The sequence below is a fragment of the Nannocystis exedens genome (assembly GCF_002343915.1).
In the GTDB taxonomy this organism is placed as follows: Bacteria; Myxococcota_A; Polyangia; order Nannocystales; family Nannocystaceae; genus Nannocystis; species Nannocystis exedens.
Window position 1 is genome coordinate 399,718 of the sequence record NZ_NETK01000002.1, and the last position, 21,701, is coordinate 421,418.

The following is a 21,701-nucleotide window of genomic DNA, read 5'->3' on the forward strand; positions in this document are numbered from 1 at the left end:
CTGCGGTCCGCCGCGGCGAGCAGGGGACGCCCGCGCCGCGCGCGAGAAGCGTGGTATACGGCGGGCGATGGCACACGTCCGCCCGCTCCGCGGCTTCCGCTACGACCTCCCCCGCCTCGGCGACGCCGGTCTGCTGCTCGCGCCTCCGTACGACGTCGTCGACGGGGCCGGCCGCGAACGCATCGGCGCTCGCTCCCCGCACAACTGCATCCACGTGATCCTGCCCGAAGGGGAAGGTGACGCGAAGTACGAGGAGGGCGCGCGGCGCTTCGCCGCGCTCGAGCGCGAGGCGCTGGTGCGCGACGCCAGCCCGAGCTTCTACGTCTACCACCAGACGTTCACCTCCGAGGGCCAGCAGTACACCCGCAAGGGCTTCATCGGCCTGATCGAGCTGACCCGCTTCGGCGCCGGTCCGGTGCTCGCGCACGAGCGCACGCTCTCGGGCCCGAAGGCCGACCGCCTCAAGTTGATGCGCGCGTGCGAGGCTCACCTCGAGCTGGTGTTCGGCATGTTCTCCGACCCCGGCCGCGCGTGGGAGGCGGCGACCACGAGGGCGCTCGGGTCGCCGGTGCTCGAGGGCGACTTCGACGGCACGCACCACGTGCTCTACCGCGTCGACGATCCGGCGGCCACCGCCGCGCTCAGCTCCGTCCTCGAGGACAAGAAGATCTACATCGCCGACGGCCACCACCGTTACGAGACGATGTGCACGTTCCGCGACGAGCTCGCGGCCGCCGGCAAGGGCGAGGTGGCGCGCTGGGGCCTCATCTTCCTGTCGAACCTCGACGACCCCGGCCTCGTGGTGCTGCCGACGCACCGCCTGATCCACAGCGTGCCCGGCCTCGACCTCGCGGCCGCGCTGGCGCAGGTCGAGCCGTTCTTCACCATCTCCCGCGAGCCGCTCCCCGCGAGCGGGGCCGCCGTGCGCGCGCGGCTGGCCGAGGCGGGGGCCCGCGGCGCGGCGTTCGGCCTGGCGGCGCCGGCCAGCGGCGAGCTGGTCGTGCTGGCGCTGCGGCCCGACTTCGACCCCGCGGTCGCCGGGCTGCAGCACCTGGCGCCGGCGCTGCAGCGCCTCGACGTCGCGCTGCTGCACGAGCTCATCCTCGACCGCGGCTTCGGCGTGACGCGCGAGGCGCAGGCGCTGAACACCAACATCCGCTACTACAAGTCGACCGACGAGGCGCTGGCCGTGGCCCGCGCCGGCGGTAGCGACGTGCAGCTGGTATGCTTCATGAACCCCACGCCGGTCAGCGACGTGCGGGCGGTGTGCGACAGCGGCGAGGTGATGCCGCAGAAGAGCACCTTCTTCTACCCGAAGATCCCGACCGGCCTGGTGTTCCACGACCTCAAGGCAGGCCTTTGAGCGCGCGCTTCCCCGAGGGCGTCGACGCGGTGCTCCCGCGCGGCGCCCGTGATCTGCTGCCCGCCGCGGCGCGCCGCCGCCGCGCCGTGACCGAGGCGCTGCTGGCCGTGTTCGACCGCTGGGGCTACGACCCGGTGGTGACGCCGGCGATCGAGTACTTCGCGGTGTTCGGCCGCTGGCTGGCCGAGCGCGAGCGCCAGCGCTGCGTCCGCTTCATCGAGGCGGGCTCGGGCGAGCTGGTGACGCTGCGCTCCGACATCACGCCGCAGATCGCCCGCCTCGCCGGGCAGCAGCTGCGCGAGCGGCTGGCGGCGGGGGAGGCGGTGCGCCTGTGCTACGCGGCCGACGTCGTGCGCCTGTCCGAAGGGACACGTGAGCAGAGCGAGCGCCACCAGGTCGGGGTCGAGCTGCTCGGCGACGACGCGCCCGAGGCCGACGCCGAGCTGATCCTGCTGGCCGCCGCGGCGCTGCGGGCCGCGGGGGTGCGGGGCGCGACGATCGAGGTCGCCGACGTCGGCATCGCCCGCGGTTTGTTCGAGCGCCTGCCGAGCTGCGACGTCGAGGCGCTGCACGGGCTGCTCGCCCGCAAGGACGCCGGCGGGGTGGCGCGCTTCGCCGCCGGCCTCGCGCTCGGCGAGGAGCCGCGGCGCTGGCTCGGGCTGCTGTGCGAGCTGTTCGGAACGCCAGGTATTTTGGAACATGTCCCGGCAGACATCCGCGCGCGCTGGCCGTGGCTGGCCGAGCGGCTCGGCCGCCTCGAGGCGGCGCTCGCGGTGGTCGAGGCGCGGGCCCCGGAGCTGCACGCGCGCCTGGCCGTCGACCTCGGCGAGGTGCGCGGGTTCGACTACTACACCGGGCTGCGCCTGCGCGCGTGGGCGCCGGGCTCGGCCAGGCCGCTGGTGGTCGGCGGGCGCTACGCGGGCGGGGCCGGCTTCGCGGTCGAGCTCGACGCGCTCGAGGCCTCGCTCGACGCCGACGCGGCGGCCCCGGCGGCGCGGGCGGGCGGCGTGATGGTGGCGATCCACAGTCGTGAGCCGCAGGCGCGCGCCGTCGCGGCCGCGCGCGCCGAGGCCGAGCGGGCCGCCGGTCGGCGCGCGTGGGTCCAGGCCGGGCTGTCCCTCGAGGCAGCTCAGGCCGCGGCCGCCGAGGCCGACGAGCTGGTGTACTTCGGCGCCGACGAGCGGGCCGAGATCTGGTCGCAAGGACAGCCGGGCGCGTGGCGCCGGGCGGAGGAGAGCGGAGCATGACGACGCTGATCGTGGTCGGCGCACAGTGGGGCGACGAGGGCAAGGGCAAGGTGGTGGACTACCTCGCCAGCCAGGCGCAACTGGTGGCGCGCTACGCCGGAGGCAACAATGCCGGGCACACGCTGGTGATCGGCGGGCGCAAGCTCGTGACGCACCTGGTGCCGTCGGGCTGCGCGTACCCGGGGACGCCGTGCGTGCTCGGGGCGGGGATGGTGATCGACGTCGACGTGTTCCGCGCCGAGGTCGAGGAGCTGCAATCGGCCGGCATGCTGCAAGGCGGCGAGCTCCGGGTCTCGCGCGACGCCCACGTGATCTTCCCGCATCACCGGCTGCTCGACGGCCTGCGCGAGGACCGGGCCCAGGCGGCGAAGATCGGGACCACGCGCCGCGGGATCGGCCCGGCTTACGAGGCCAAGGCCGGTCGCCGCGGCGTTCGCGTGCGCGACCTGTTCCGTCCCGAGCGACTGCGGGCGCGCCTCGAGCTGGCGAAGGAGGTCGTCGACGCCGAGATCGCGCGCCTCGGATCCAGCGAACGGGTCGACGTCGCGGCCGAGCTGGCCCGCGCGGAGGCGTGGGCGGCTTGGCTCGGCGACAAGGTGTGCGACGCCGGCGAGCTGGTCGACGCGGCCATCCGCGCCGGCAAGCGCGTGCTCTTCGAGGGCGCGCAGGGGGCCCTCCTCGACCTCGACCACGGCACGTACCCGTTCGTGACGTCGTCGACGACGCTGGCCGGCGGCGTGTGCTCGGGCATCGGCGTCGGCCCGACCGCGATCGACGGGGCCTGGGGCATCAGCAAGGCCTACGCCACGCGCGTCGGCGCCGGCCCGTTCCCGACCAAGCTCGAGGGCCCGCTCGGCGACGAGCTCCGCCGCGCCGGCGACGAGTTCGGCGCGACCACCGGTCGCCCGCGCGACTGCGGCTGGCTCGATCTGCCGGCGCTGCGCTACGCGGCCCGCCTCAACGGCCTCACCGGCCTGTGTATCACCAAGGTCGACGTGCTGGCGGCGATGCCCGAGGTCCAGGTCTGCCGCGCCTACGCCGACGGAGCTTCGCCCGGCGACGTCGAGCTCGACGAGGTCGTGCCCGTGCTCAGCCCGGTGGCGGGCTGGGGCGATCCCTCGCTGCGCGGACGAATCTCCGCCGCCAGGCGCCTCGAAGATCTCCCCGCCGCCGTGCGCGCCTACCTCGACCTGATCGCAGACGAGGTCGGCGTCCCCATCACTCTGGTGTCGCTCGGGCCCGATCGAGAGCAGACCATCCTGCTGCGGGACCCGTTTTGAGCCGATCGCCCGTGAGCCCCCGTCACGACCCTGCAGCGCTCTGGCCCGTCGTCGGGCCGAAGGCACCGCCTCGTGACGGCTCGATGGTCGCGCCGGCACCGCAGCAGCCCCGAACTCGCTCCATGAGCCGTCTGGTGCGGCGCTGCGCATTTTTCGCGCTCCGAGGTCAAACCCGCGCTGCGTGGCTTCCCCAGGCCGCTGGGCAGATGTCCGGTGGGGTGAGCCCGAACTCGCGTGGGGCAGGGGTCGGCGAAGGGCGGCGCCAGGCGACGAAGGCTGCGGCCGTCGGCTGTTTTCTCCGTCTGGTTGTACCTACCAGCCGCATTTCCTATACTGGCGGCCCCGCGGACGTAGTCAGTTCTGCAGGACGCCGTCGCGCTCTGGCGAGCGAATCCCAGGAATCACGCTCATGAAGATCGAATGCGATAAGTGCGGAGCCAAATACTCGATTGCGGACGACAAGGTCCGCGGCAAGACCTTCAAGATCCGCTGCAAGAAGTGCAGCAACGTCATCATCGTCCGCGACAAGGCGGGCGGCGCAGAGGACGGTGGTGACGCGCCAGCCGACGAGCCGGGCTGGCACCTTGCGATCGGTGGCGAGACCGTGGGGCCGATCAGCGAGGCCGAGGTCCGCGAGCGCTTCGCCGCCGGAGAGATCGACAAGGACACCTCGGTCTGGCAGGAGGGCTTCGAGGACTGGCTGCCGCTCGGTGACGTGAGCGCGTTCTCCGACCTGGCCGCAGCAGCGCCGAGCCGGGCCGCGGCGCCCGATCCGTTCGCGGGCGGCAGCGACGACGACTACAGCGCCCCCGCGCCCGCGGCGACGCCCAGCTCGAGCTACGACCGGCAGCCCGAGCCCGCGCGCCAGCCCGTCGCGGCCGCGCCCGCGGCTTCGGCCAGCGGCCCGAAAGCTTCGGCGTCGCCGGCAGGTGGCGGTGAAAACCCGCGCGTGTCCTCGTTGACCGGCGCGCGCAACGAGAACTCCGTGCTGTTCTCGCTCGACAGCCTGTCGTCGATCGCGATGGGCAGCAAGCAGGGCGGCGGCGCGGCGGCGCCGAGCGGCCCGTCGTTCTCGCTCGGCGGCGGCGGTGCTCCTGCCGCCTCGCCGACCAGCAACAGCGAAGGTTCGGGCCTCATCGACATCCGCGCCATGAGCGGGATGATGGGCGGCGGCGGCGGCGGTGGCGGCGGCGGCGGCGGCGGCGACGAGGGTCGTGACGACTCGATGCTGCCGAGCTTCGGCGGCACCGGCTTCGGCGGCCTGTCGGCCGCGCCGCTGCTCGTGACGCCGGCCCAGCCGGTCGTCGAGCACGCGCCGGCTCCCGAGCCGCAGCGCTCGTCGAACGCGCCGCTCTACGCGCTGATGGCCATCCTGCTGCTCGGCATGGGCGGCATGGCTTGGTACATCCTCACCCGGCCACCGCCGACGCCCGAGACCAAGATCGTCGAAGTCATCAAGCCGGTTGAGGTGAAGGACAAGGCCGAAGACGAGGACGACGGCGACAAGCCCAAGAAGAAGAAGAAGGAGGAGGAGGAGGAAGCGGACGAGACCGGCGCCGCCGAAACTCCGCCCGGGGGCACCGACGACAAGAAGGGCACGGTCGCCAAGACGACGACGAAGAAGACGACCGACAAGAAGGGCGAGAAGACCGACAGCAAGTCGACCGCCCTCGACCCCAAGGTCGAGCCGAAGAAGGAAGAGAAGAAGGAAGAGAAGAAGGACGACTACAGCGTCGACTGCATCCTCGACCCGTCCAAGTGCGGCAAGAAGGGCGGCGGCGGCGGCGACAGCGGCTCGAGCAAGCCGCCGGCCGACTCCAGCCTGCCGGAGAAGCTCGAGCTCTCCGACATCCAGGCCGGCGTCAACCCGGTCAAGGCCAACGCCAAGACCAACTGCGCCAAGAATGCCAAGGGCGGTGAGAAGGTCTCGATCAAGCTGTCGATCAGCGGCCCGTCGGGCACGGTGCTGAGCTCGACGGTGGTCGACGCCGCGGGCAACGACGGCCTCGCCAACTGCGTGGCCGCGGAGCTCAAGAAGGCGACCTTCAAGAAGGTCCAGAAGGAGCAGATCGGCACGCAGGTGTCGGTGAGCTTCTGAGCTCGGCGAGCACGCCGATGCGCAGGCCGGCGGGGTCGTCCTTCGGGGCGGCCCCGTCGCGTTTTCGCCGGTCGTCGCCCGCGCGCGGGTTCGTCGCCACGCCGCGTGGCCGGCCGCAGCCCGGGCCCGTGGCCGGCCGCACAGCGTCGCCGGGAGCGCTCAGGCACGAGGGGCTAGGCAGCGCCGTGGATTTGCGGCACCCTGAAGTTCTGCGCCGCGGCGCTGGCCGAGACCTTACCTCGGTCGTTCGCGTTGGACCGCCGACGCTGGACCGAAACATACTTCCCGGCCCTCCCTCGGGCCCCGATCTCCAGGAGCACTGCTCGCCATGTCGAACACCGAGAACTCCGCCCTCATCGCCCTGAGTGAGCTCAAGAACCTCGAGGCCGCCCGCGTGGCCGAGGTCGAGAGCGAACGGCGCGCCCGTGAAGAGGCCGAGCGCCGCGCCCGTGAAGAGGCCGAACGCAAGGCCCGCGAGCTCGCCGAACGCAAGGCCCGCGAGGAGGCCGAGCGGATCGCCAAGGAGACGGCCGAACGCGAGGCCCGGGAGCGAGAGGAGCGCCTGCGGCTGCAAGAGGCCGATCTGCGCGCCCGCGCCGAGCAGGAGGCCCGCCTCAAGGAAGAGCAGATGCGCCTCGATGCGCAGGTCAAGCTGGCCGAGAAGAAGGCCCGCCCGATGTGGCTGTACGGCATCCTCGCCGTGCTGGTGATCGGCGTCGGCGTCGGCGGCTACATGATCTACGACTACATCCAGAAGCGCGACGAGGCCGAGCGGCTGGCGCAGATCGAGCAGAAGAAGAAAGACGACGAGCGCGCGGCCGAGATGGCGGCCCTCATGAAGGAGCTGAAGGGCCTTCAGGAGGAGCAGAACAAGATCAAGGCGCAGAAGGACGACATCGAGAACCAGCTCAAGAACGTCAAGGACGAGACGGAGCGGCAGAAGCTGCTGGCCGAAAAGGCCGCCCTCGACGCCCAGCTGGCGGCCAACGAGGACAAGCAGAAGAAGAACAAGGGCAAGTCCGGCGGCGGCAGCAAGGCGAGCGGCGACGGCGAGCCGAAGTCCGAGAAGCCGAAGGGCGGGATCTCGGTCAGCAAGAACGTCGACGATCCCCTGGACGGCCTGTGATCGCCTCCCTGCGGCGGGCGAGCTCCTCGCCCCCGCAGGGCAAAGGCGCCGCGGCCGAGGCGATTCGGCCGCGTCGCCCGCGGGGCGAGGGCCGGGAAAATTGCGCCGAGGTGGGCTTGCTTGGCGTTTTTTCCCGTGATAAAGAAGTCGCCCCTTCGGCCTGGTAGCCAAGTGGTAAGGCAGAGCTCTGCAAAAGCTCTATTCGCCGGTTCGATTCCGGCCCAGGCCTCCCGAGGACAAGAGCCCCTGCGACCCCGCAGGGGCTCTTCGCTTTGGTCGCTGTCAGCGGAACTCGATCTCGAGCCGCGGCAGGCCGAGCTTCGCGTGCTCCTCGGCGGTCAGCATCGTCGACAACTGCAGCCGCGGCGAGACGCGCCAGCGCAGGTAGCCGAGCTCGACGGCGCGGAGCTGCAGGCTGGCGTCGTAGTGCAGCTCCAGATGGCCGTAGAGGCCGTCCGGGAGCGGCTGCGCGTAAGCCGGGCGGGCCAGGAAGTAGTCGTCGCTGCGGCTGCCGTCGGCGGCGAGGTGCTGCGCGTCGGGCGGGCCGAGCCACGCGCGCACCTCGGCCAGCGGGGCCCGAGGGCGGGCGATGGTGGTCTGCAGGAACGCGGCCAGTTCGCGCTGGCGCGCCGGCTCGGGCGTCGCCGCCGCCCGCAGCGCCTCCCAGTGGGCCGGATCCCAGCGCCCGCCGGCGAACTCGCCGGTGCGCGACGCCTGGACCTGCTCGGCCGCGGCCTCGGCGTCGGACTGATCGAGGTCGATCACCGCGAGCACCTCGTCGGGCCCCCAGCGATCGTGCATGCCGCCGAGCGCGTGGGGATCGGCGAGCAGCGCCTGTCCTTTGGGACCGGGTCGAAGGAACAGGAGATACCGCCGCCCCTCGGCGTAGCCGCGCGGGTAGGCCGACCCGCGCAGCGCGTTCAGGTTGAGGTCGACGCCGGGGGCCTGGACGGCCCCGCGGACGACCTGCAGCGCGGTGAAGCGGTCCTGGATCAGCATCTCCAGCGAGCCGTCCGGGCCGGATCGACACGGGTAGGTGCCCGGCTCGTAGCGCGTCACGAGCCACACCGGCGCGCTCTCGGCGAGTTGCGGGTCGAACGGGTGCCACGGCTCGACCACGCCCGACAGCCCGGCCGGCAGGGCGCGCGCGTCCGGGACGCTCGGGGCGGGCCGCGTCGGCCCCGAGGTCGGGGTGCATGCGAGAGCGAGGGCGAGCGGGACGGCGAGGCGCATAATCATGGGTCGGGTCGGTCGGTTCGGACGCGAACGCGCGGGGGCGTGGTGATGTGCCTGTCTCGAGGGACAGAGGAGAGCGCGCCGGGGCGAGCCGTCGCGGACGCGGGCGCACCGCGGGAGGTCGCACGGTCGTTCGATTTCGCCGCGACCTTCGAGGTCCCCGACCTCGCGGAGCCGCCCGCGGTGTCGCAGTCGGCGCGCCGCACGGCGTGTGCGATCGGCAGCCGTCCGCCCCTCGTCGTGGGGGGGCGCCGGCTGCCGGCCGCGACGTCACGCGGGTCGCATGGCTCAACGGACAAGTGGGCCCTCCAGCCCGAGGTCGGCCACGCGCGCGCGGACCTTGGTCATGAAGGCGGGGCCCGGGTCGGCCTTGCGGGTGCGGTACTTGGGATCGCGCTCGAGGAAGTAGGGATGGCCCTCCATCGCCAGGTACTCGTGGTGGCCGATCAGGTGGGTGATCGCGGGGAATCGGGCCTTGAGGTGGCGGACCAGGGCCGCGTCGGCCTCGACCTGGGCGTCGGTGAGCGGGTGCTGGTCGAGGTCGCCGACGTTCTCGACGCCGATGGCGACGTGGTTGAGGCCGACGCAGTGGCGGGCCATCGATGTCTCCGGCATGAGGCGGAAGATCGTGCCGTCGCGGTCGACCAGGAACTGCGACGAGACGTTGAGGTCGCCGGCGTCGGCGATCGTCTTGCGCGCGCTCTCGATGGTGGGACGGTCGAAGTAGCGCCAGGTCGCGTCGGCCGAGCCGCCGCCGGTGTGGTGGAGGATGATCATGCGCGGCTCGATCTCGACGCCGCTGGCGGCAGGATCCTGGTGCGCGCGGCGGTAGGCAATCGTGCGGGCCATCCGCGCCTCGTCGTAGGTGATCGGCCGGTCGACGATCGCCAGCGGCGGCTCGGCCGGCGGGGGGCCGACTTGTCGGGTGGGGCGGGCGGCGCGGCCGGCGGACTGTCCTTCGGGACATGTTTGTCCGGACCGAGCTCATCGGGCATGGTCGAAGGGGCATGTCCCGAAGCGCTGGCCGGCGGTGGAGCGGGCGCCGGCTCCGGCGCGGAACAGGCGGCCGCGAACAAAGCGAGGGCGAGCGAGCGGAGGCTCGGGAGGGCGCTCGAGGCGGATGCTCGTCGGCGTGGGGGGTGAACGCGGGGGTCGGTGCGCCTGTCGCTCGCGCGCGACATGATCGTCGTGCTTGCCTCGCGCGCGCGCGGCGTCTCGCTCGCGTGCGATGCGATCGTCGTCGCTTCGCTCGCGGACGTCGACGGTTTGTCGCTCGCGCGCTCAACGATCATCGTCGTCGCTCCGCGGGCGGCTGCGGGCGGCCTTTCGCTCGCGTCGCTCGCGCTTGGCCTCGACCTGCTGGATCCGCTTGTTCCGCTGCTTCTCGGTGAGGGGACGGCCGGGCAGGGGGGGCTGGTCGACGTGGTGCTCTTCGAAGCTCCCGGGTGCCGCGCCGAGCTCGAAGATCGTGACCTCGCGGCGGGCTCGTTCGCCGACGCGGAGCGGGATCACGGCCGCGCCGATGCCCGCGCCGACGTACACGGCCCCGCGGGGGCGCAGATCGACGCGCGAGCCGTACAGGCCGTGGACGTACTTGTGGCCGATGAGGCGGCCGAGCGCGAGCTCGTTGAGGCGCGCGAGGGTGACCTGCCCGGCGTGCGTGTGTCCGGACAGCACGAGCTGCACGCCGGCGGTCCACAGGTGATCGGCCTCCTCGGCGATGTGCGACAGGCCGAGGGTCGGGAGGTCGTGGCGCAGGCCCCGCGTCGCGCGCTCGACGTCGGCGTGCCCGGTGTAGGCGTCGTCGAGGCCGACGACCTGGAGCGCCTGGCCGCGCAGGGTGATGGTGGTGTGGACGTTGTCGAGGACCTCGGCGCCGGCGCGTCGCAGGGTCGCGCGGACCTCGGGACCGCCGGACCAGTGATCGTGGTTGCCGAGCACCGCCATCACCGGGGCCTCGTAGCGGCGGATGAGCTCCTCGAGTTGATCGAGGAAGGCCTGGCTGTGGCACACGAAGTCGCCGGTGATGCACACGAGGTCGGGGCGCTCGGCGTTGACGAGGTCGACCGCGGCGCGCTGGACCTTCATCGGCGTGATCCGGCCGACGTGGATGTCGGTGACATGGGCGACGCGCAGCGGGGCGGCGAGCTGGGCCACGAACGAGGCCGGGCCGGCGAACCTCCGCACCTCGATCTGGGCGCTGGTGTCGAACCATGCCAGCGGGTTCAGCATCCGCGATCGCGCGAGGGCGGCGGCCAGTCCGGCGCCGGCGGGCTTGGGCGAAGCGGGCACGTGTAAAGGAGTATAAAGATCGCGGGACGACATTCCAGCCGGGGGCGCCTGGACCGCGGGGGAGGTCGGTGATAAAGGCAGGCCGAGCCTCGTCGGCCGCCGCCATGAGCGCTGCTCCAGTCCCCCGCCCGTCTCGCCGCTTGCAGGCGGCCCGCGTCGCAGGCGCGAGTCTGCTCAGCGTGCTGGGCGTGCGGATCGTGGCCGACCTGCACCCCGCCAGCTTCCTCGGGCCCGTCGATCAGCTGCCCAGCGTCGGCAACCTGTACGCCATCGCCGTCGGGATCACCACGATCGTGGTGATCGCGGGCCTGCTCGGCGGCCGCCGCTGGGCGTTCGTGCTCGTGCCGCTGCTGCTCTCGGTCAACGTCGGGATGTTCGTGCCGGTGCTGGCGTCGGACGTCCAGATCGGCGGCTTCCTCATCGTCTGGAACCTGGCGCTGATCGGCGACAGCCTGTTCTCGATCACCAGCACCGGGGCGCGGGCGCGGCGGGTCGGCGATCGGGGGGCCTCCTTCGCCTGGCTGCAGCGCTACGGGGCCGCGGCGCAGCACCTGCTGCTGGTGTCGCTGCTGGCCGGGCTGGCGCTGTTCGGCTTCGAGGTCGAGCACGAGTTCATCCCCGATCTGATCGGCCTGGCGTTCGGGCTCACGACCCTCGCGCTGGTCTCGCCGTACGTGCTCGAGCTGCTGCGGCAGCGGCGGCGCTACATCGCCGTGCTCGCGGGGTTGCTGCTGGTCTTCGTCGCCGCGGTCGTCACCAGCCCGGGCGCGGCGATCGGGCTGCTGTGGGCGCTGCAGGCGGCGGTGCTGCTGGTGATCGTCGCCCGCGGGCCGGTGTTCGCCGACCTGCTGCAGAGCTTCTACGCCCGGCCGGCGCTGCTCATCCTGTCGACGTTCGGGCTGATCGCGTTCTCGGGCGCGCTGGTGCTGACCTTCCCGGCGGCCTCGGCGACCGAGCGCTCGATCGCGTTCATCGACGCGTTGTTCACGGCGATGAGCGCGACCTGTGTGACGGGCCTGATCGTGCTCGACACGCCGGTCGCGTTCTCCCACTTCGGCCAGGTGGTGATCCTGCTGCTGATCCAGCTCGGCGGCCTCGGGATCATGGTGCTGTCGACGTTCGCGGCGGTGCTGCTCGGCGGACGCCTGGCGCTGCGCGGCGAGCAGGCGCTCGAGGAGGTGCTCGACCTGGCCAGCCCGGGCTCGGCCTACACGCTGACGCGCTTCATCGTCGTGTCGACGCTGTTCGTCGAGGCCGTCGGCGCGATCGCGCTGGCGCTGCTGTTCCACTACGGCTACGGCTTCGACCTGGCGTCGGCGATGTGGCGCGGGACGTTCCACGCGGTGTCGGCGTTCTGCAACGCCGGCTTCGCGCTGTGGAGCGACAACCTGATCCAGTTCCAGTCCGACGGCCCGATCCAGGCGGTCCACGGCTCGCTGATCACGCTCGGCGGGCTCGGCTTTCCGGTGCTGCTGGCGCTGTGGATGAGGGCGCGCGGATCCGAGCGACGGCTGCCGCTGCAGGCGCGGGTGGTGCTGTGGATGTCGCTGAGCCTGGTGGTCGTCGGCGCGATCCTGTTCGCGGTCGCCGAGTGGGACGCGTCGCTGCACGGGCTGTCGCTCGCCGACAAGATCATCAACTCGGTGTTCCAGAGCGTGACGCTGCGGACGGCGGGGTTCAACAGCGTCGACTTCTCGGCGCTCGAGCGCTCGACGATCCTGATGATGGTCGTGTGGATGTTCATCGGCGCCTCGCCGGGCAGCACCGGCGGCGGGATCAAGACGACCACCCTGGCGGTGGTGCTGGCGGCGATCCCGGCGCTGATCCGCAACCAGGCGCGGGCCCAGTTGTTCCGGCGCACGATCCCGCACGACATCGTCTACCGCGCCGGGACCATCATGACTCTGGCGACGATGGTGGCGATGGTCGTCACCTTCGCGCTGCTCGCCAGCCACGACATGCCGTTCGAGCGGGCCCTGTTCGAGGCGGTCAGCGCCCTGGCGACCGTCGGGCTGTCGATCGGGGCCACCGCCGAATTGAACGCGCTCGGCAAGTGGCTCATCATCGTCACGATGTTCATCGGCCGCGTCGGACCGATCTCGCTCGCCCTCGCGCTCGGCACGCCGCGCGGCGCGCACGTCCAGTTCCCCGAGGCCAAGATCATGGTCGGCTGAGCGCCGGGCCTCTCGTAACCTGAACTCAAGGACATGTCCTCATGAGCGGAGAATTCGCAGTCATCGGCCTCGGGCAGTTCGGACGGGCGGTCGCGCTGAGCCTGGTGCGCGAGGGCGCGGCGGTGCTGGCGATCGACCAGCTCGAGGAGCGGGCTCAGCTGGTCGAGTCGGAGGTCGACGCGGTCGCCTGCGCCGACGCGACCGACGAGCGCGCGCTCAACGAGCTCGGGCTCGAGCGCATGTCGTGCGTGGTGGTGGCGATGGGGGCGCGCGCCCGCGAGACGTCGATCCTCACGACGTCGCTGCTGCGCCAGCGCGGGATCCCGCGCATCATCAGCCGCGCGGCCAACGAGCTGCACGCGCGCGTGCTGCTGGCCGTCGGCGCGCACGAGGTCATCAACCCCGAGCTGCAGATGGGCCAGCGTCTGGCCCGTAACCTGGCCCACCCGACGATCCTCGAGCAGATCGCGCTCGACGAGAACACCAACCTGGTCGAGGTCGCCACGCCCGAGCAATTCATCGGCAAGTCGATGAACGAGATCGACATGAAGCGCCGCTACGGGGTGTCGGTGATCGCCATCCGGCGCGGCGGGCAGGTGCTTCCGCAAGTCGCCGGCGACGAGCGGCTCGCGCGCGGCGATCGCCTGCTCATCGTCGGCCAACCGGCGTCGGTCCGCCGCGTGGCCAGCCTCGCGTAGATCTTGGAGCCGCCGCCATGACCCTCCGCACCCGCCTCCTGCTCGGCTACGGCTACCTGATCGCGCTGCTGCTGCTCAGCGTCGGCACGGCCGCGTTCAACTCGCAGCGGGTCGCCCGCAACGTCCAGGTGGTCGTGCAGAACAACCTGGTCAGCCTGAGCGCGGCGGTGGCGATGCTCGACCAGATCGAGCGCCAGGACAGCGCGACGCTGGTCGGGCTGATGCAGCGCAGCGAGCCGACCGAGATGACGGCGGCCGAGGAGGACTTCGAGAAGGCGCTGGTCCAGGCCCGCAGCGCGGCGATGACGGACGACGACATCGCCATGCTGAAGAACCTGCAGGAGAACTACGAGGTCTACCGCAAGGCCCGCGACGAGCTGCTGCGCAGCATCCCGGAGGACGCGTACGCGGCCTACCACGAGTCGGTGTTCCGCGTGTTCGAGGAGCTGAAGCGCGACGTCAATCAGTACCTCGAGGCGAAGAAGACGGCGCTCGGCGACGCCAACATCGAGGCGTCGCAGTCGGCGATCGAGGCGGCGGTGCTGCTCGGCGTGCTGGTGACGGTGGCGCTGCTGTCGCTCGGGCCGCTGTCGCGCAGCCTGCAACGCGACGTGCTCGGGCGCCTGTCGGAGGTCGGCAGCGTGACCGAGGCGATCGCCAGCGGCGACCGCCGCCGCCGGGTGCGCGACTTCTATCAGGACGAGCTCGGGCAGGTCGCCCGCCAGCTCAACGCGGCGCTCGACCGCCAGCAGGAGCTCGAGTCGCAGATGCAGGGGCGCCTGCTCGAGCAGCGCCGGGTGCTGGTCGGGCTGATGAAGCAGTGGCCGATGCCCGCGGCCCTGATCGGCATCGACGGCGAGCTGGTGGCGTCGACGCTGAGCGAGGACGACGAGGCCGAGCTCGATCGCCTGACGCCGCGCGTGCGCATGGCGGCGAAGGTGCTGATGACGCGCCGCTTCGTCCGCGCCGAGGAGCTGTCGGCCGACATCAAGGCGAGCGACGGCGTACGCGTGGTGCAGATGCGCGCGCTGGCGTCCGGCGACAATCAGATCGCCGGCTGGCTCGCGTCCTTCGTCGATCCGCGGGTCGGCGTGCTGGCGCCGCCCGGCCCGGGCGATCCCGCTCCGCGCGGCGAGGCGAGCGACGAGGCGGCCGCGAGCGAGGCGGACGGCGAGACCGGCGAGGCGCCCGCGAGCGAGGCCGGCGAGCACGAGCTCGCGGATGCCGCCGCCGCCGAGGCCGCGGGCGGATCAGAGCCGGCGCCGGCCGCCGACGATCCGACGTTGCGGTCGACCTGAGCCGCGCCCCGGGGCCTGGCGGGGCCTGGTGTACGATGCGGGCATGGCGCAACAGCGGAAATCAGGCCGGCCCAGCGGCGGCCAGATCCTGGGGGACCTCCAGGGAAAGCTCAAATCGGTGACCGGCGGCGGCGGAGGCTCGAGCTGGTTCGACTGGGTGTGGATCGGCGGGGCGCTGATCGCCGGGCTCGTCCTGATGACGACCTCGTTCACGGCGATCGAGCCCGGCCAGGTGGCGGTGCGGATCAACAACGTCACCGGCGGGCTGGTGACGGTGACGCAGCCGGGCTGGATCACGCGGCTGCCGTTCGGGATCCACTCGGTCTACGTGCTCGACGCGAGCCCGCAGACGTTCTCGATGCACGGGTCGAAGACCGTCGACGACCTCGAGGTCAGCGAGCTGACGGTGCGCGCCAGCGACGGCTCGAACTTCCACTTCTCCGACACCACGATCATCTTCCAGATCGCCGGTGACGAGGCCCAGACGGTCATCCGCGACGGCGGCGAGGAGCGCGGCTACCTCAAGTGGATGCGGCCGTACGCGCGGGCGATCCTGCGCGACGAGTTCGGCCGCGAGTCGACGATCTCGGTGTCGAACCCGACCAAGTTCGGTGAGGCGACCGAGCGCGCGAAGAGCCGGCTCAACGAGCTGCTCGGCGTCCACGGGGTGATCGTGACCCAGATCGTGACGCCGCGGCCGCAGTTCAACGACGAGTACGAGAAGCTGATCGAGGAGCGCAACAAGCTCGGCAACCAGCTCGAGGTGATCAAGTCCAACCTCGCGGCGGCGGAGACCAGCCGCGAGCGCCGGCTGGCCGAGGTCAACCGCGACCAGAACCGCCAGATCCAGGAGAAGCGGACCGAGCTCGAGTCGGCGCTGGCGACCGCGATCGCGGCCCAGGCCGATGCGACCCGCGAGGCCGACACCTACAAGATCTCGAAGGTCGCGGAGGGGCAAGCCGCGCTCAGCGCCGCCAAGCAGCAGGCTGCCGAGCTCCGGGGCCAGCTCGAGGCGGTCTACCGCGCGCGCAAGGCCGAGATCGACGCGTTCCGCTCGCAGCCGGTCGAGCGCGTGATGGAGCGGCTCGGCGAGCGCCTGCGCGGGGTGACGATCGCGATCGAGCCGTGGGCCAACGACGCCAACCCGTCGCGCGTCGAGGTCGAGAAGATCGGAGGTGCGCAGTGAAGGGCTTCGTCCGGATCTGTCAATTGTCGCTGCTGACGCTGCTGTTCCTGTGGATCGCGCCGACCTGCTTCATCTCGACGGTGCCGCTCGGCAAGATCGGGGTCCGCAGCAGCAACGCGTCGGGCGTGCTCGCGGCCGACCTCGAGCCGGGGTGGACGCTCAACATGGCGGGGATCCACACGCTGACGCTGCTGCCGAGCCACTACCTGTTCCTCGACTACGGCTCCGAGGACGGCCAGGGCCTGCAGATCCGCACCCGCGACAACAACAACGTGTTCGTCGACGTCAGCGTGCCGTACCGCATCAAGCCCGGCGAGGCGCATCAGATCATGATGGCCGGCAACCACGTCGAGAGCACGAACGGGCAGTACCGGTTCCAGCGGCTGGCGCAGGAGACCACGGTCAGCGTGCTGCGCGAGGGCCTGGCCAACCTGACGAGCTCCGACTTCTACCACGCCGACACCCGGCTCAAGGTCGCGGGCGAGACGCTGGCGCGGCTCAACCAGGAGCTGGCGCCGCTGCACCTCGAGGCGCAGGCGGTGCTGGTGCGCGCGGTGACGTTCCGCGAGGAGTACGAGAAGCAGCTGCAGCAGATCCAGCTCAACGAGCAGAACAAGCTGCTCGACGGGGCGCGCGAGAGGGTCGCCAAGCAGCAGCAGGAGCTCGACAACTACGAGCTCGGCACCAACGCGCTGGCCAACGCGCGGCAGCAGGACTGGATCAAGCGCCAGGCCGACCTCGAGCGCGCGTACCAGGTCGGCTTCGTCGACACCAAGGGCGACAGCACGCCGGGCTCGGCCCGCCGCGCGCTCAAGGCGTTGTCCGACGAGGAGCGGGCCAAGCTGCGCGAGGAGGTCGGGAAGGTGCTCGACATCGACGCGCCCGAGGCGATCGCCGACGGCTACCTGCTCGGGATCAAGAACATCGAGGCGGAGACGCTCGAGTACCGCCAGCGCGTCAACGCCGAGGCCGACGGCGTGTCGCAGCGCCTGGCGGCCGAGGGCGCGGCCGAGGTCGCGGCCGTGCAGGGCGAGTTCGAGAGCAAGATCAACACGCTGCTCGGCAGCCCGTCCGGTCGCGCCTACGTCGCCTACAAGAGCGCGGAGAACGTGCGCTTCGCCGAGACGCTGACGTTCCAGAGCACGGACGGGATCCCGGCGGTGCTCCGCCTGCGAGACTTCGCGCTGCGCTTCATGGGCGGCGGTTGAGCGGGTGAGCGCGGGGAGCGACGCGCGACCTCGGCGAGGCGCGCGTCGCTTCGTCGCGATCGCGGCGGGCGAGGAGGTGAACCGTCGCGCCGCGGATCGGCGCGACGAGGAACGCGGCCACCCGACGCGCCAGGGGGTCAGCGAGCGACGAGCAGGCCGTCGGCGACGAGGCCGGCCAGCAGCTCGTCGGCCCCGTGCGGCTCGGCGCCCAGGCGGACCGCCTCGGCGGCAAGTTCGGCGCGCGGTCGGCCGTCGCCTGCGAACAGCAGCAGGCGGACCAGGGGTTCGCTGGCTGTCCCGAGGGACACCTCGCCGCCGGGGCCGGCCTCGACCAGCAGCGGCTCGCGGTCGGGCCCCCGGGGCGGTCGCTCGCGCGCCGGGCGGGCGGTCGCCAGCGCGGCGGCGGGGTCGGGGCCGAGGCGGCCGCGGACGCGCTCGAGGCAGGCCAGGCTGCCGGCCGGGACCAGCAGCGGGGCGACGCACGGGTTGCAGGCCAGGCCCTCGCCGGCGCCGGGGCGCGGGCGGCGGGCGCGGGCGATCGCCGCCTCGATCCGGCCGGGGCCGCCGGCCTGGTTGCCGAGCCATGTCCCGAAGGACAGGGCCATCGAGCCATGTTCGAACGCGCAGGCGCGGAACGCCGCGGTCGAGAAGAAGGCGTCGACGGCGGGCACGCCGAGCAGCGCGGCGGTGGCCGGGTACTCCTCCAGCAGGGCGTGGACCGCCCGGGCGCGGCGGTACGGGTCGACGGCGAGGGCCCGCGGATCGACGGCGCGCAGCAGCTCGCGCTCGCGCTCGGACAGCTCGGGCAGCGGCCCAGGGCCGCGCACGGCGGCGGCGTAGGCCGGGTCGAGGTGCATGCAGACCAGCGCGGCCTGCACCCGCCGGGGGTCGAGGCGGCTCACGCGGCCTCCGGACGCCCGGGCCACAGCGCGGCGACGCGGTCGAACAGCGGCAGGACGGCGTCGATCGGGTTGCGCTCGCACTCGACGACGATCGCCCGCAGGTTGACGGCGCGCCGGACCGCCTCGGCGGCGATCTCCCAGGTGTCCGGAAGGACATCCGTGCCGTGGTCGTCCTCGACCCACGCGAGCCCGGCCGTGTCGTGGACGCGCCCGCCGGCGACGTGCAGCTCGACCACGCGGTCCCACGGGAAGCCGTCGAAGCCGGTGCGCGGGGCGTGGCCGCGGGCGCGCTGGAACATGGCCAGGTGGGCGCAGTCGAGGAGCAGGCCGGTGTCGGCGCGCTCGGCCACGCGGGCGAAGAAGTCGAGCAGGTGCAGCTCGCCGACGAACGCGGCGCCGGGCGGGTTCTCGGGCAGCACCTCGAGGCCGGTCGCCTCGCGCAGCGCGACCAGGCCGTCGGCCAGCGGCGCGACGGCCTCGTCGACGAGGATCGGCGGCAGCAGCAGCATGTGCCCGCGATCGCGGCGACCGAGGTGCCACAGCCCGGCGTCGCCGCACAGCCACGCGGGGCGCAGCTCGGCGGCGAGCGTGCGCACCGCGTCGAGCCACGGCGGGTCGAAGTCGTCGGGGTCGTCGAGGTTGATGTCGAGGAAGTGGTATGTGGTCGGCAGGCCGGCCGCGGCCCAGGCGCGGGCGTCGTCGTCGAGGCCCTTGACGACCTCGACGCCGACCTCGAGGAAGCCGGCGCAGTCGGGCCGGCGCCGCCGCAGCTCGAGCGGGTCGAGCGCGCCGTCCTGCCGCCGCGCGCCGTATTCGGTGCTGACGCCGAGGCCGAGGCGGGGGAGGGCGTGGACGCGGCTGAGGAAGTCGGGCATGACGGACAGGTCTCGAGGACATGTCCGAACGGGCAGGTCGCGAGGGACCTGCCCGTTCGGACCTGGCGGAAGGGCTAGCTGGCGGCCGAGACGGCGCGGTTGGCCGGGCGGTTGACGCAGCGGTCGATCCAGGCGGCGACGGCCGGGTAGGCGGAGATGTCGAGCTTGATGAAGGTCAGCGCCCAGGCGAGCGCGGAGGAGTTGGCGGCGTCGACGAGGGTGAAGTCCCGGCCGACCAGGTAGTCGCGGCCGGTCAGGCGCTGGTCGAGGATCTTGAGCTCGGCCTCGAACTCCTTGCGGGCGGCCTCGGCCTGGGCGGCGTTGCGCGACTCGGCCGGGAACCACTCGTGGGTGTTGAAGAAGATGCGGAAGATGGTGCCGCCGAGGGTGACCGAGCCCCACACGATCCACGTCAGCGCCTCGGCGTGCTCGCCGGTGCCGACGCGCGGCCACAGGCCCTTGTCGACGCCGAAGCGGTCGCCCAGGTAGAGGATGATCGCCAGCGACTCGAACATCGGCGTGCCGTCGACCACCAGGGCGGGCACCTTGCCGTTGGGGTTGATGGCGAGGAATTCCGGCTTGTGCTGCTCGCCGGCGCGGAGGTCCACCTTGACCTTCTCGTAGCGGACACCGAGTTCCTCGAGGACCCAGTGCACGCGCGTCGCGCTCGTACGAGGGGTGTAGTAGAAGGTGATCGACATCGGGCTGTCTCCGCGGCTTATGTACGCGATCGGGCGGCGGAGCGGTAGGCGAGCGCAGCGGTCGGCGAGCGCTCAGGCGACGCTGTAGACGAGCAGCCACTGGTTGCTGGTGCCCGGGCCGATGTCGCGACGATCGTGCGCCGCGAGGGTCACGCCGAGCTCGGCCGCGACGGCCTCGATCCGCAAGGCGGCCTCGGCCGCGGTGTCGTTGCGGTAGTGCTCGCGCCGGGCGCTCGAGCGCTCGCCGCGGTTGGTTTGCGCCGGAGTGCGGGCCAGCCCGAACGCGGTGTTGTCGCAGACGACGAGGACGCCGCCGGGGCGCAGGCGCGAGAGGGCCGCCGTCAGCGCGCGATCGGGGTCGCGCAGGTGGTTGTAGCTGCGGAGGATGGTGACGGCGTCGAAGCGGCGCTCGCCGAGCTCGAGCGCCTCGGCCTCGCCGCGACGGAGCTCGGCGCCGGCGGGTAGGCGAGCGCGCAGGCGGGCCAGCGCGGCCTCGTCGGGGTCGACGCCGGTGTAGCGGACCGCGCCGGCGGCGATCCGCGGGGCCAGGACGTCGAGGTAGGGCGCGTCGCCGCAGCCGAGGTCGAGCACGTCGCCGACGAGCCCGGCCAGGCGCGCGCGCACGACGGCGTCGTCGCGCGTGAAAATGTCCTCGAAGACAGGTTCGAACATCCCTGTACATGAGGACAGGTGCGGGCAGCCGGCGCACAGCGGGCTGCGGGCCAGCGGGACCAGCTCGCGGGCGAAGTCCTGCGGGGCCGGGCCGCGAGCGGCGTCGACGTAGACCTGGCCGAGGTCGTGCTTGACCGCGGCGATCTCCTCGTCGGTGAAGTCGCGCGTGTCGGCGCGGTAGCGGGCGATCGCGGGGCCGCGGCGGACGAACAGGTGGCGGCCGCGCTCCCACGGGGTGACGCCGAGCGGACCCTGGCGCAAGGGACAGGTGGCCTCGGGGGCCTCGTGGACCGCCTCGAGCGTGTAGTTGAACGAGTTGGCGCGCGGGCGATCGGTGACCGGGCGCAGCTCGCCGTCGCCGTGGACGTCGTGGTAGCCGCGGTAGAGCCCGGGGCAGCCGCCGCGCAGGCTGCAGTTGGCGCAGGCCGGCGGGTGGCGCTTGTTGTCGTCGTCGACCGGGAACAGGTCGGGCTCGCCGATCTCGACCATCGTCCAGTAGCGGTGGCTGCGGAGGTCGCTGTAGCTGTCCTCGAGGCCAGGTAGGAGGCAGCGCGGGATGCCGCCGTGCTGGACCCGGACCCCGCGCTCGCGGGCGTGCGCGGCGGCGGCGAGCACGGCCTCGGCGACGGCGCCGACGCGCGGGACCAGGAGCTCGAAGTTGCGCGCGGCGCCGCCCTTGGGCTCGACCATCGAGAACTTGAGGGTGACGTCGGCGAACGCGGCGACGAGGTCGACGAGGCCGCGCAGGTGGGCGAGGTTCTGGCGGGTGACGACGCAGTTGACGGTGAGGTCGAGGCCGCGGCCGCTGAGGTTGCGCAGGGCGGCGACGGCCTGGTCGAAGGCGTCGCTGCGGACCAGGCGGTTGTGCACGGGGGCGCTGCCGCCGTGGAGCGAGAGGTAGACGTAGCGCAGGCGGTGGGCGACGAGCTTGTCGGTGAGCTCGGGGTAGGCGAGCGCGCGGCCGTTGGTGACGAGGCCGAGGTCGAGGCCGAGGCCGGCGATCCGCGCGGCCCAGCGCAGCAGCTCGGGGCGGATCGTCGGCTCGCCGCCGGACAGGACGACCATGGCGTGTCCCAGCTCGGCGGCGCGGACGATCTTCCGCTCGACCTCCTCGCCGTCGCCGTCGATCGGTCGCACGTCGAGCGTGTGACAAAAGGTGCAGTGCTCGTTGCAGCCGTAGCCGACCTTGATCAGCGCCTTGTAATCCCCGGGCCGGAGCGCCGGCGGCCGCGAGGGCCGTCCGGGCCGTCCGAGGTGGGTGCGGTCGTCCATGCGCGGCGCCGATGCTAGCGCGTCCTCGCGGCGGTCGCCGGGTCCCGCGCTCGCCGGGGCCGAGGGCTCACGC

17 protein-coding genes and 1 tRNA gene are annotated in these 21,701 nt (G+C 72.5%); 11 read left to right on the forward strand and 7 right to left on the reverse strand.

The window, feature by feature from the left end; translation table 11 throughout:
• Window positions 1–67: 67 nt before the first annotated feature.
• From NAEX_RS45560 to NAEX_RS45585, 6 genes are all read left to right on the forward strand, one after another.
• On the forward strand, window positions 68–1,363 hold the full coding sequence (locus NAEX_RS45560) for a DUF1015 domain-containing protein (protein WP_096334199.1): 1,296 nt from the start codon (window positions 68–70) through the stop codon (window positions 1,361–1,363).
• Window positions 1,360–2,610 carry an ATP phosphoribosyltransferase regulatory subunit gene (locus NAEX_RS45565; protein WP_170136588.1) on the forward strand — a complete coding sequence of 417 codons (1,251 nt, stop codon included), beginning with the start codon at window positions 1,360–1,362 and terminating at the stop codon, window positions 2,608–2,610. Before NAEX_RS45560 ends, NAEX_RS45565 begins: the two co-directional genes overlap by 4 nt.
• Entirely contained in the window at window positions 2,607–3,890 is a 1,284-nt protein-coding gene (locus NAEX_RS45570) for an adenylosuccinate synthase (RefSeq protein ID WP_096334201.1), read from the forward strand. The genes NAEX_RS45565 and NAEX_RS45570 overlap by 4 nt, the downstream gene beginning before the upstream one ends.
• Before the next feature lie 409 nt (window positions 3,891–4,299).
• On the forward strand, window positions 4,300–5,988 hold the full coding sequence (locus tag NAEX_RS51800) for a GYF domain-containing protein (RefSeq protein ID WP_170136589.1): 1,689 nt from the start codon (window positions 4,300–4,302) through the stop codon (window positions 5,986–5,988).
• Window positions 5,989–6,316: 328 nt separating this feature from the next.
• Window positions 6,317–7,114 (forward strand): coiled-coil domain-containing protein, encoded by a 798-nt coding sequence (locus tag NAEX_RS45580; RefSeq protein WP_096334202.1) that lies wholly within the window; start codon window positions 6,317–6,319, stop codon window positions 7,112–7,114.
• Between the two features lie 157 nt (window positions 7,115–7,271).
• Window positions 7,272–7,343, forward strand: a tRNA-Cys gene (locus NAEX_RS45585).
• A 53-nt stretch (window positions 7,344–7,396) separates the two neighbouring features.
• On the opposite strand, the gene NAEX_RS45590 is transcribed toward NAEX_RS45585, so the two are convergent.
• From NAEX_RS45590 to NAEX_RS45600, 3 genes are all read right to left on the reverse strand, one after another.
• Window positions 7,397–8,353 carry a hypothetical protein gene (locus tag NAEX_RS45590; RefSeq protein WP_143140179.1) on the reverse strand — a complete coding sequence of 319 codons (957 nt, stop codon included), beginning with the start codon at window positions 8,351–8,353 and terminating at the stop codon, window positions 7,397–7,399.
• 285 nt (window positions 8,354–8,638) lie between these two features.
• Window positions 8,639–9,199 (reverse strand): N-acetylmuramoyl-L-alanine amidase, encoded by a 561-nt coding sequence (locus NAEX_RS45595; RefSeq protein WP_096334204.1) that lies wholly within the window; start codon window positions 9,197–9,199, stop codon window positions 8,639–8,641.
• A 432-nt stretch (window positions 9,200–9,631) separates the two neighbouring features.
• Window positions 9,632–10,642, reverse strand: coding sequence for a metallophosphoesterase (locus tag NAEX_RS45600; protein ID WP_245914016.1), 1,011 nt, complete (start codon window positions 10,640–10,642; stop codon window positions 9,632–9,634).
• Between the two features lie 104 nt (window positions 10,643–10,746).
• Here NAEX_RS45600 and NAEX_RS45605 point away from each other — a divergent pair, with 104 nt between their 5' ends.
• From NAEX_RS45605 to NAEX_RS45625, 5 genes are read left to right on the forward strand one after another with little or no spacing between them, the layout of a single operon-like run.
• Window positions 10,747–12,816, forward strand: coding sequence for a TrkH family potassium uptake protein (locus NAEX_RS45605; protein ID WP_211302632.1), 2,070 nt, complete (start codon window positions 10,747–10,749; stop codon window positions 12,814–12,816).
• A 41-nt stretch (window positions 12,817–12,857) separates the two neighbouring features.
• The gene (locus NAEX_RS45610) at window positions 12,858–13,514 is read left to right on the forward strand and encodes a potassium channel family protein (RefSeq protein ID WP_096334206.1); all 657 of its coding nucleotides are present in this window, start codon (window positions 12,858–12,860) and stop codon (window positions 13,512–13,514) included.
• A 17-nt stretch (window positions 13,515–13,531) separates the two neighbouring features.
• Window positions 13,532–14,812, forward strand: a complete 1,281-nt coding sequence (locus tag NAEX_RS45615; RefSeq protein ID WP_096334207.1) for an MCP four helix bundle domain-containing protein — start codon at window positions 13,532–13,534, stop codon at window positions 14,810–14,812.
• A gap of 43 nt (window positions 14,813–14,855) precedes the next feature.
• A complete protein-coding gene (locus NAEX_RS45620) occupies window positions 14,856–15,998 on the forward strand; it encodes an SPFH domain-containing protein (RefSeq protein ID WP_170136591.1) in 1,143 nt (380 codons plus the stop codon).
• Window positions 15,995–17,206 (forward strand): SPFH domain-containing protein, encoded by a 1,212-nt coding sequence (locus tag NAEX_RS45625; protein WP_170136592.1) that lies wholly within the window; start codon window positions 15,995–15,997, stop codon window positions 17,204–17,206. Before NAEX_RS45620 ends, NAEX_RS45625 begins: the two co-directional genes overlap by 4 nt.
• 137 nt (window positions 17,207–17,343) lie before the next feature.
• Here the strand turns inward: NAEX_RS45625 and NAEX_RS45630 are convergent, their stop codons facing one another.
• From NAEX_RS45630 to NAEX_RS45645, 4 genes are all read right to left on the reverse strand, one after another.
• The gene (locus NAEX_RS45630) at window positions 17,344–18,108 is read right to left on the reverse strand and encodes a hypothetical protein (protein ID WP_143140178.1); all 765 of its coding nucleotides are present in this window, start codon (window positions 18,106–18,108) and stop codon (window positions 17,344–17,346) included.
• Window positions 18,105–18,983 carry a multinuclear nonheme iron-dependent oxidase gene (locus NAEX_RS45635; protein ID WP_096334211.1) on the reverse strand — a complete coding sequence of 293 codons (879 nt, stop codon included), beginning with the start codon at window positions 18,981–18,983 and terminating at the stop codon, window positions 18,105–18,107. Before NAEX_RS45635 ends, NAEX_RS45630 begins: the two co-directional genes overlap by 4 nt.
• Window positions 18,984–19,057: 74 nt before the next feature.
• Window positions 19,058–19,684, reverse strand: a complete 627-nt coding sequence (locus tag NAEX_RS45640) for a glutathione S-transferase family protein (protein ID WP_096334212.1) — start codon at window positions 19,682–19,684, stop codon at window positions 19,058–19,060.
• A gap of 72 nt (window positions 19,685–19,756) precedes the next feature.
• Window positions 19,757–21,628, reverse strand: coding sequence for a radical SAM protein (locus NAEX_RS45645; protein WP_170136593.1), 1,872 nt, complete (start codon window positions 21,626–21,628; stop codon window positions 19,757–19,759).
• Window positions 21,629–21,701: the final 73 nt, after the last annotated feature.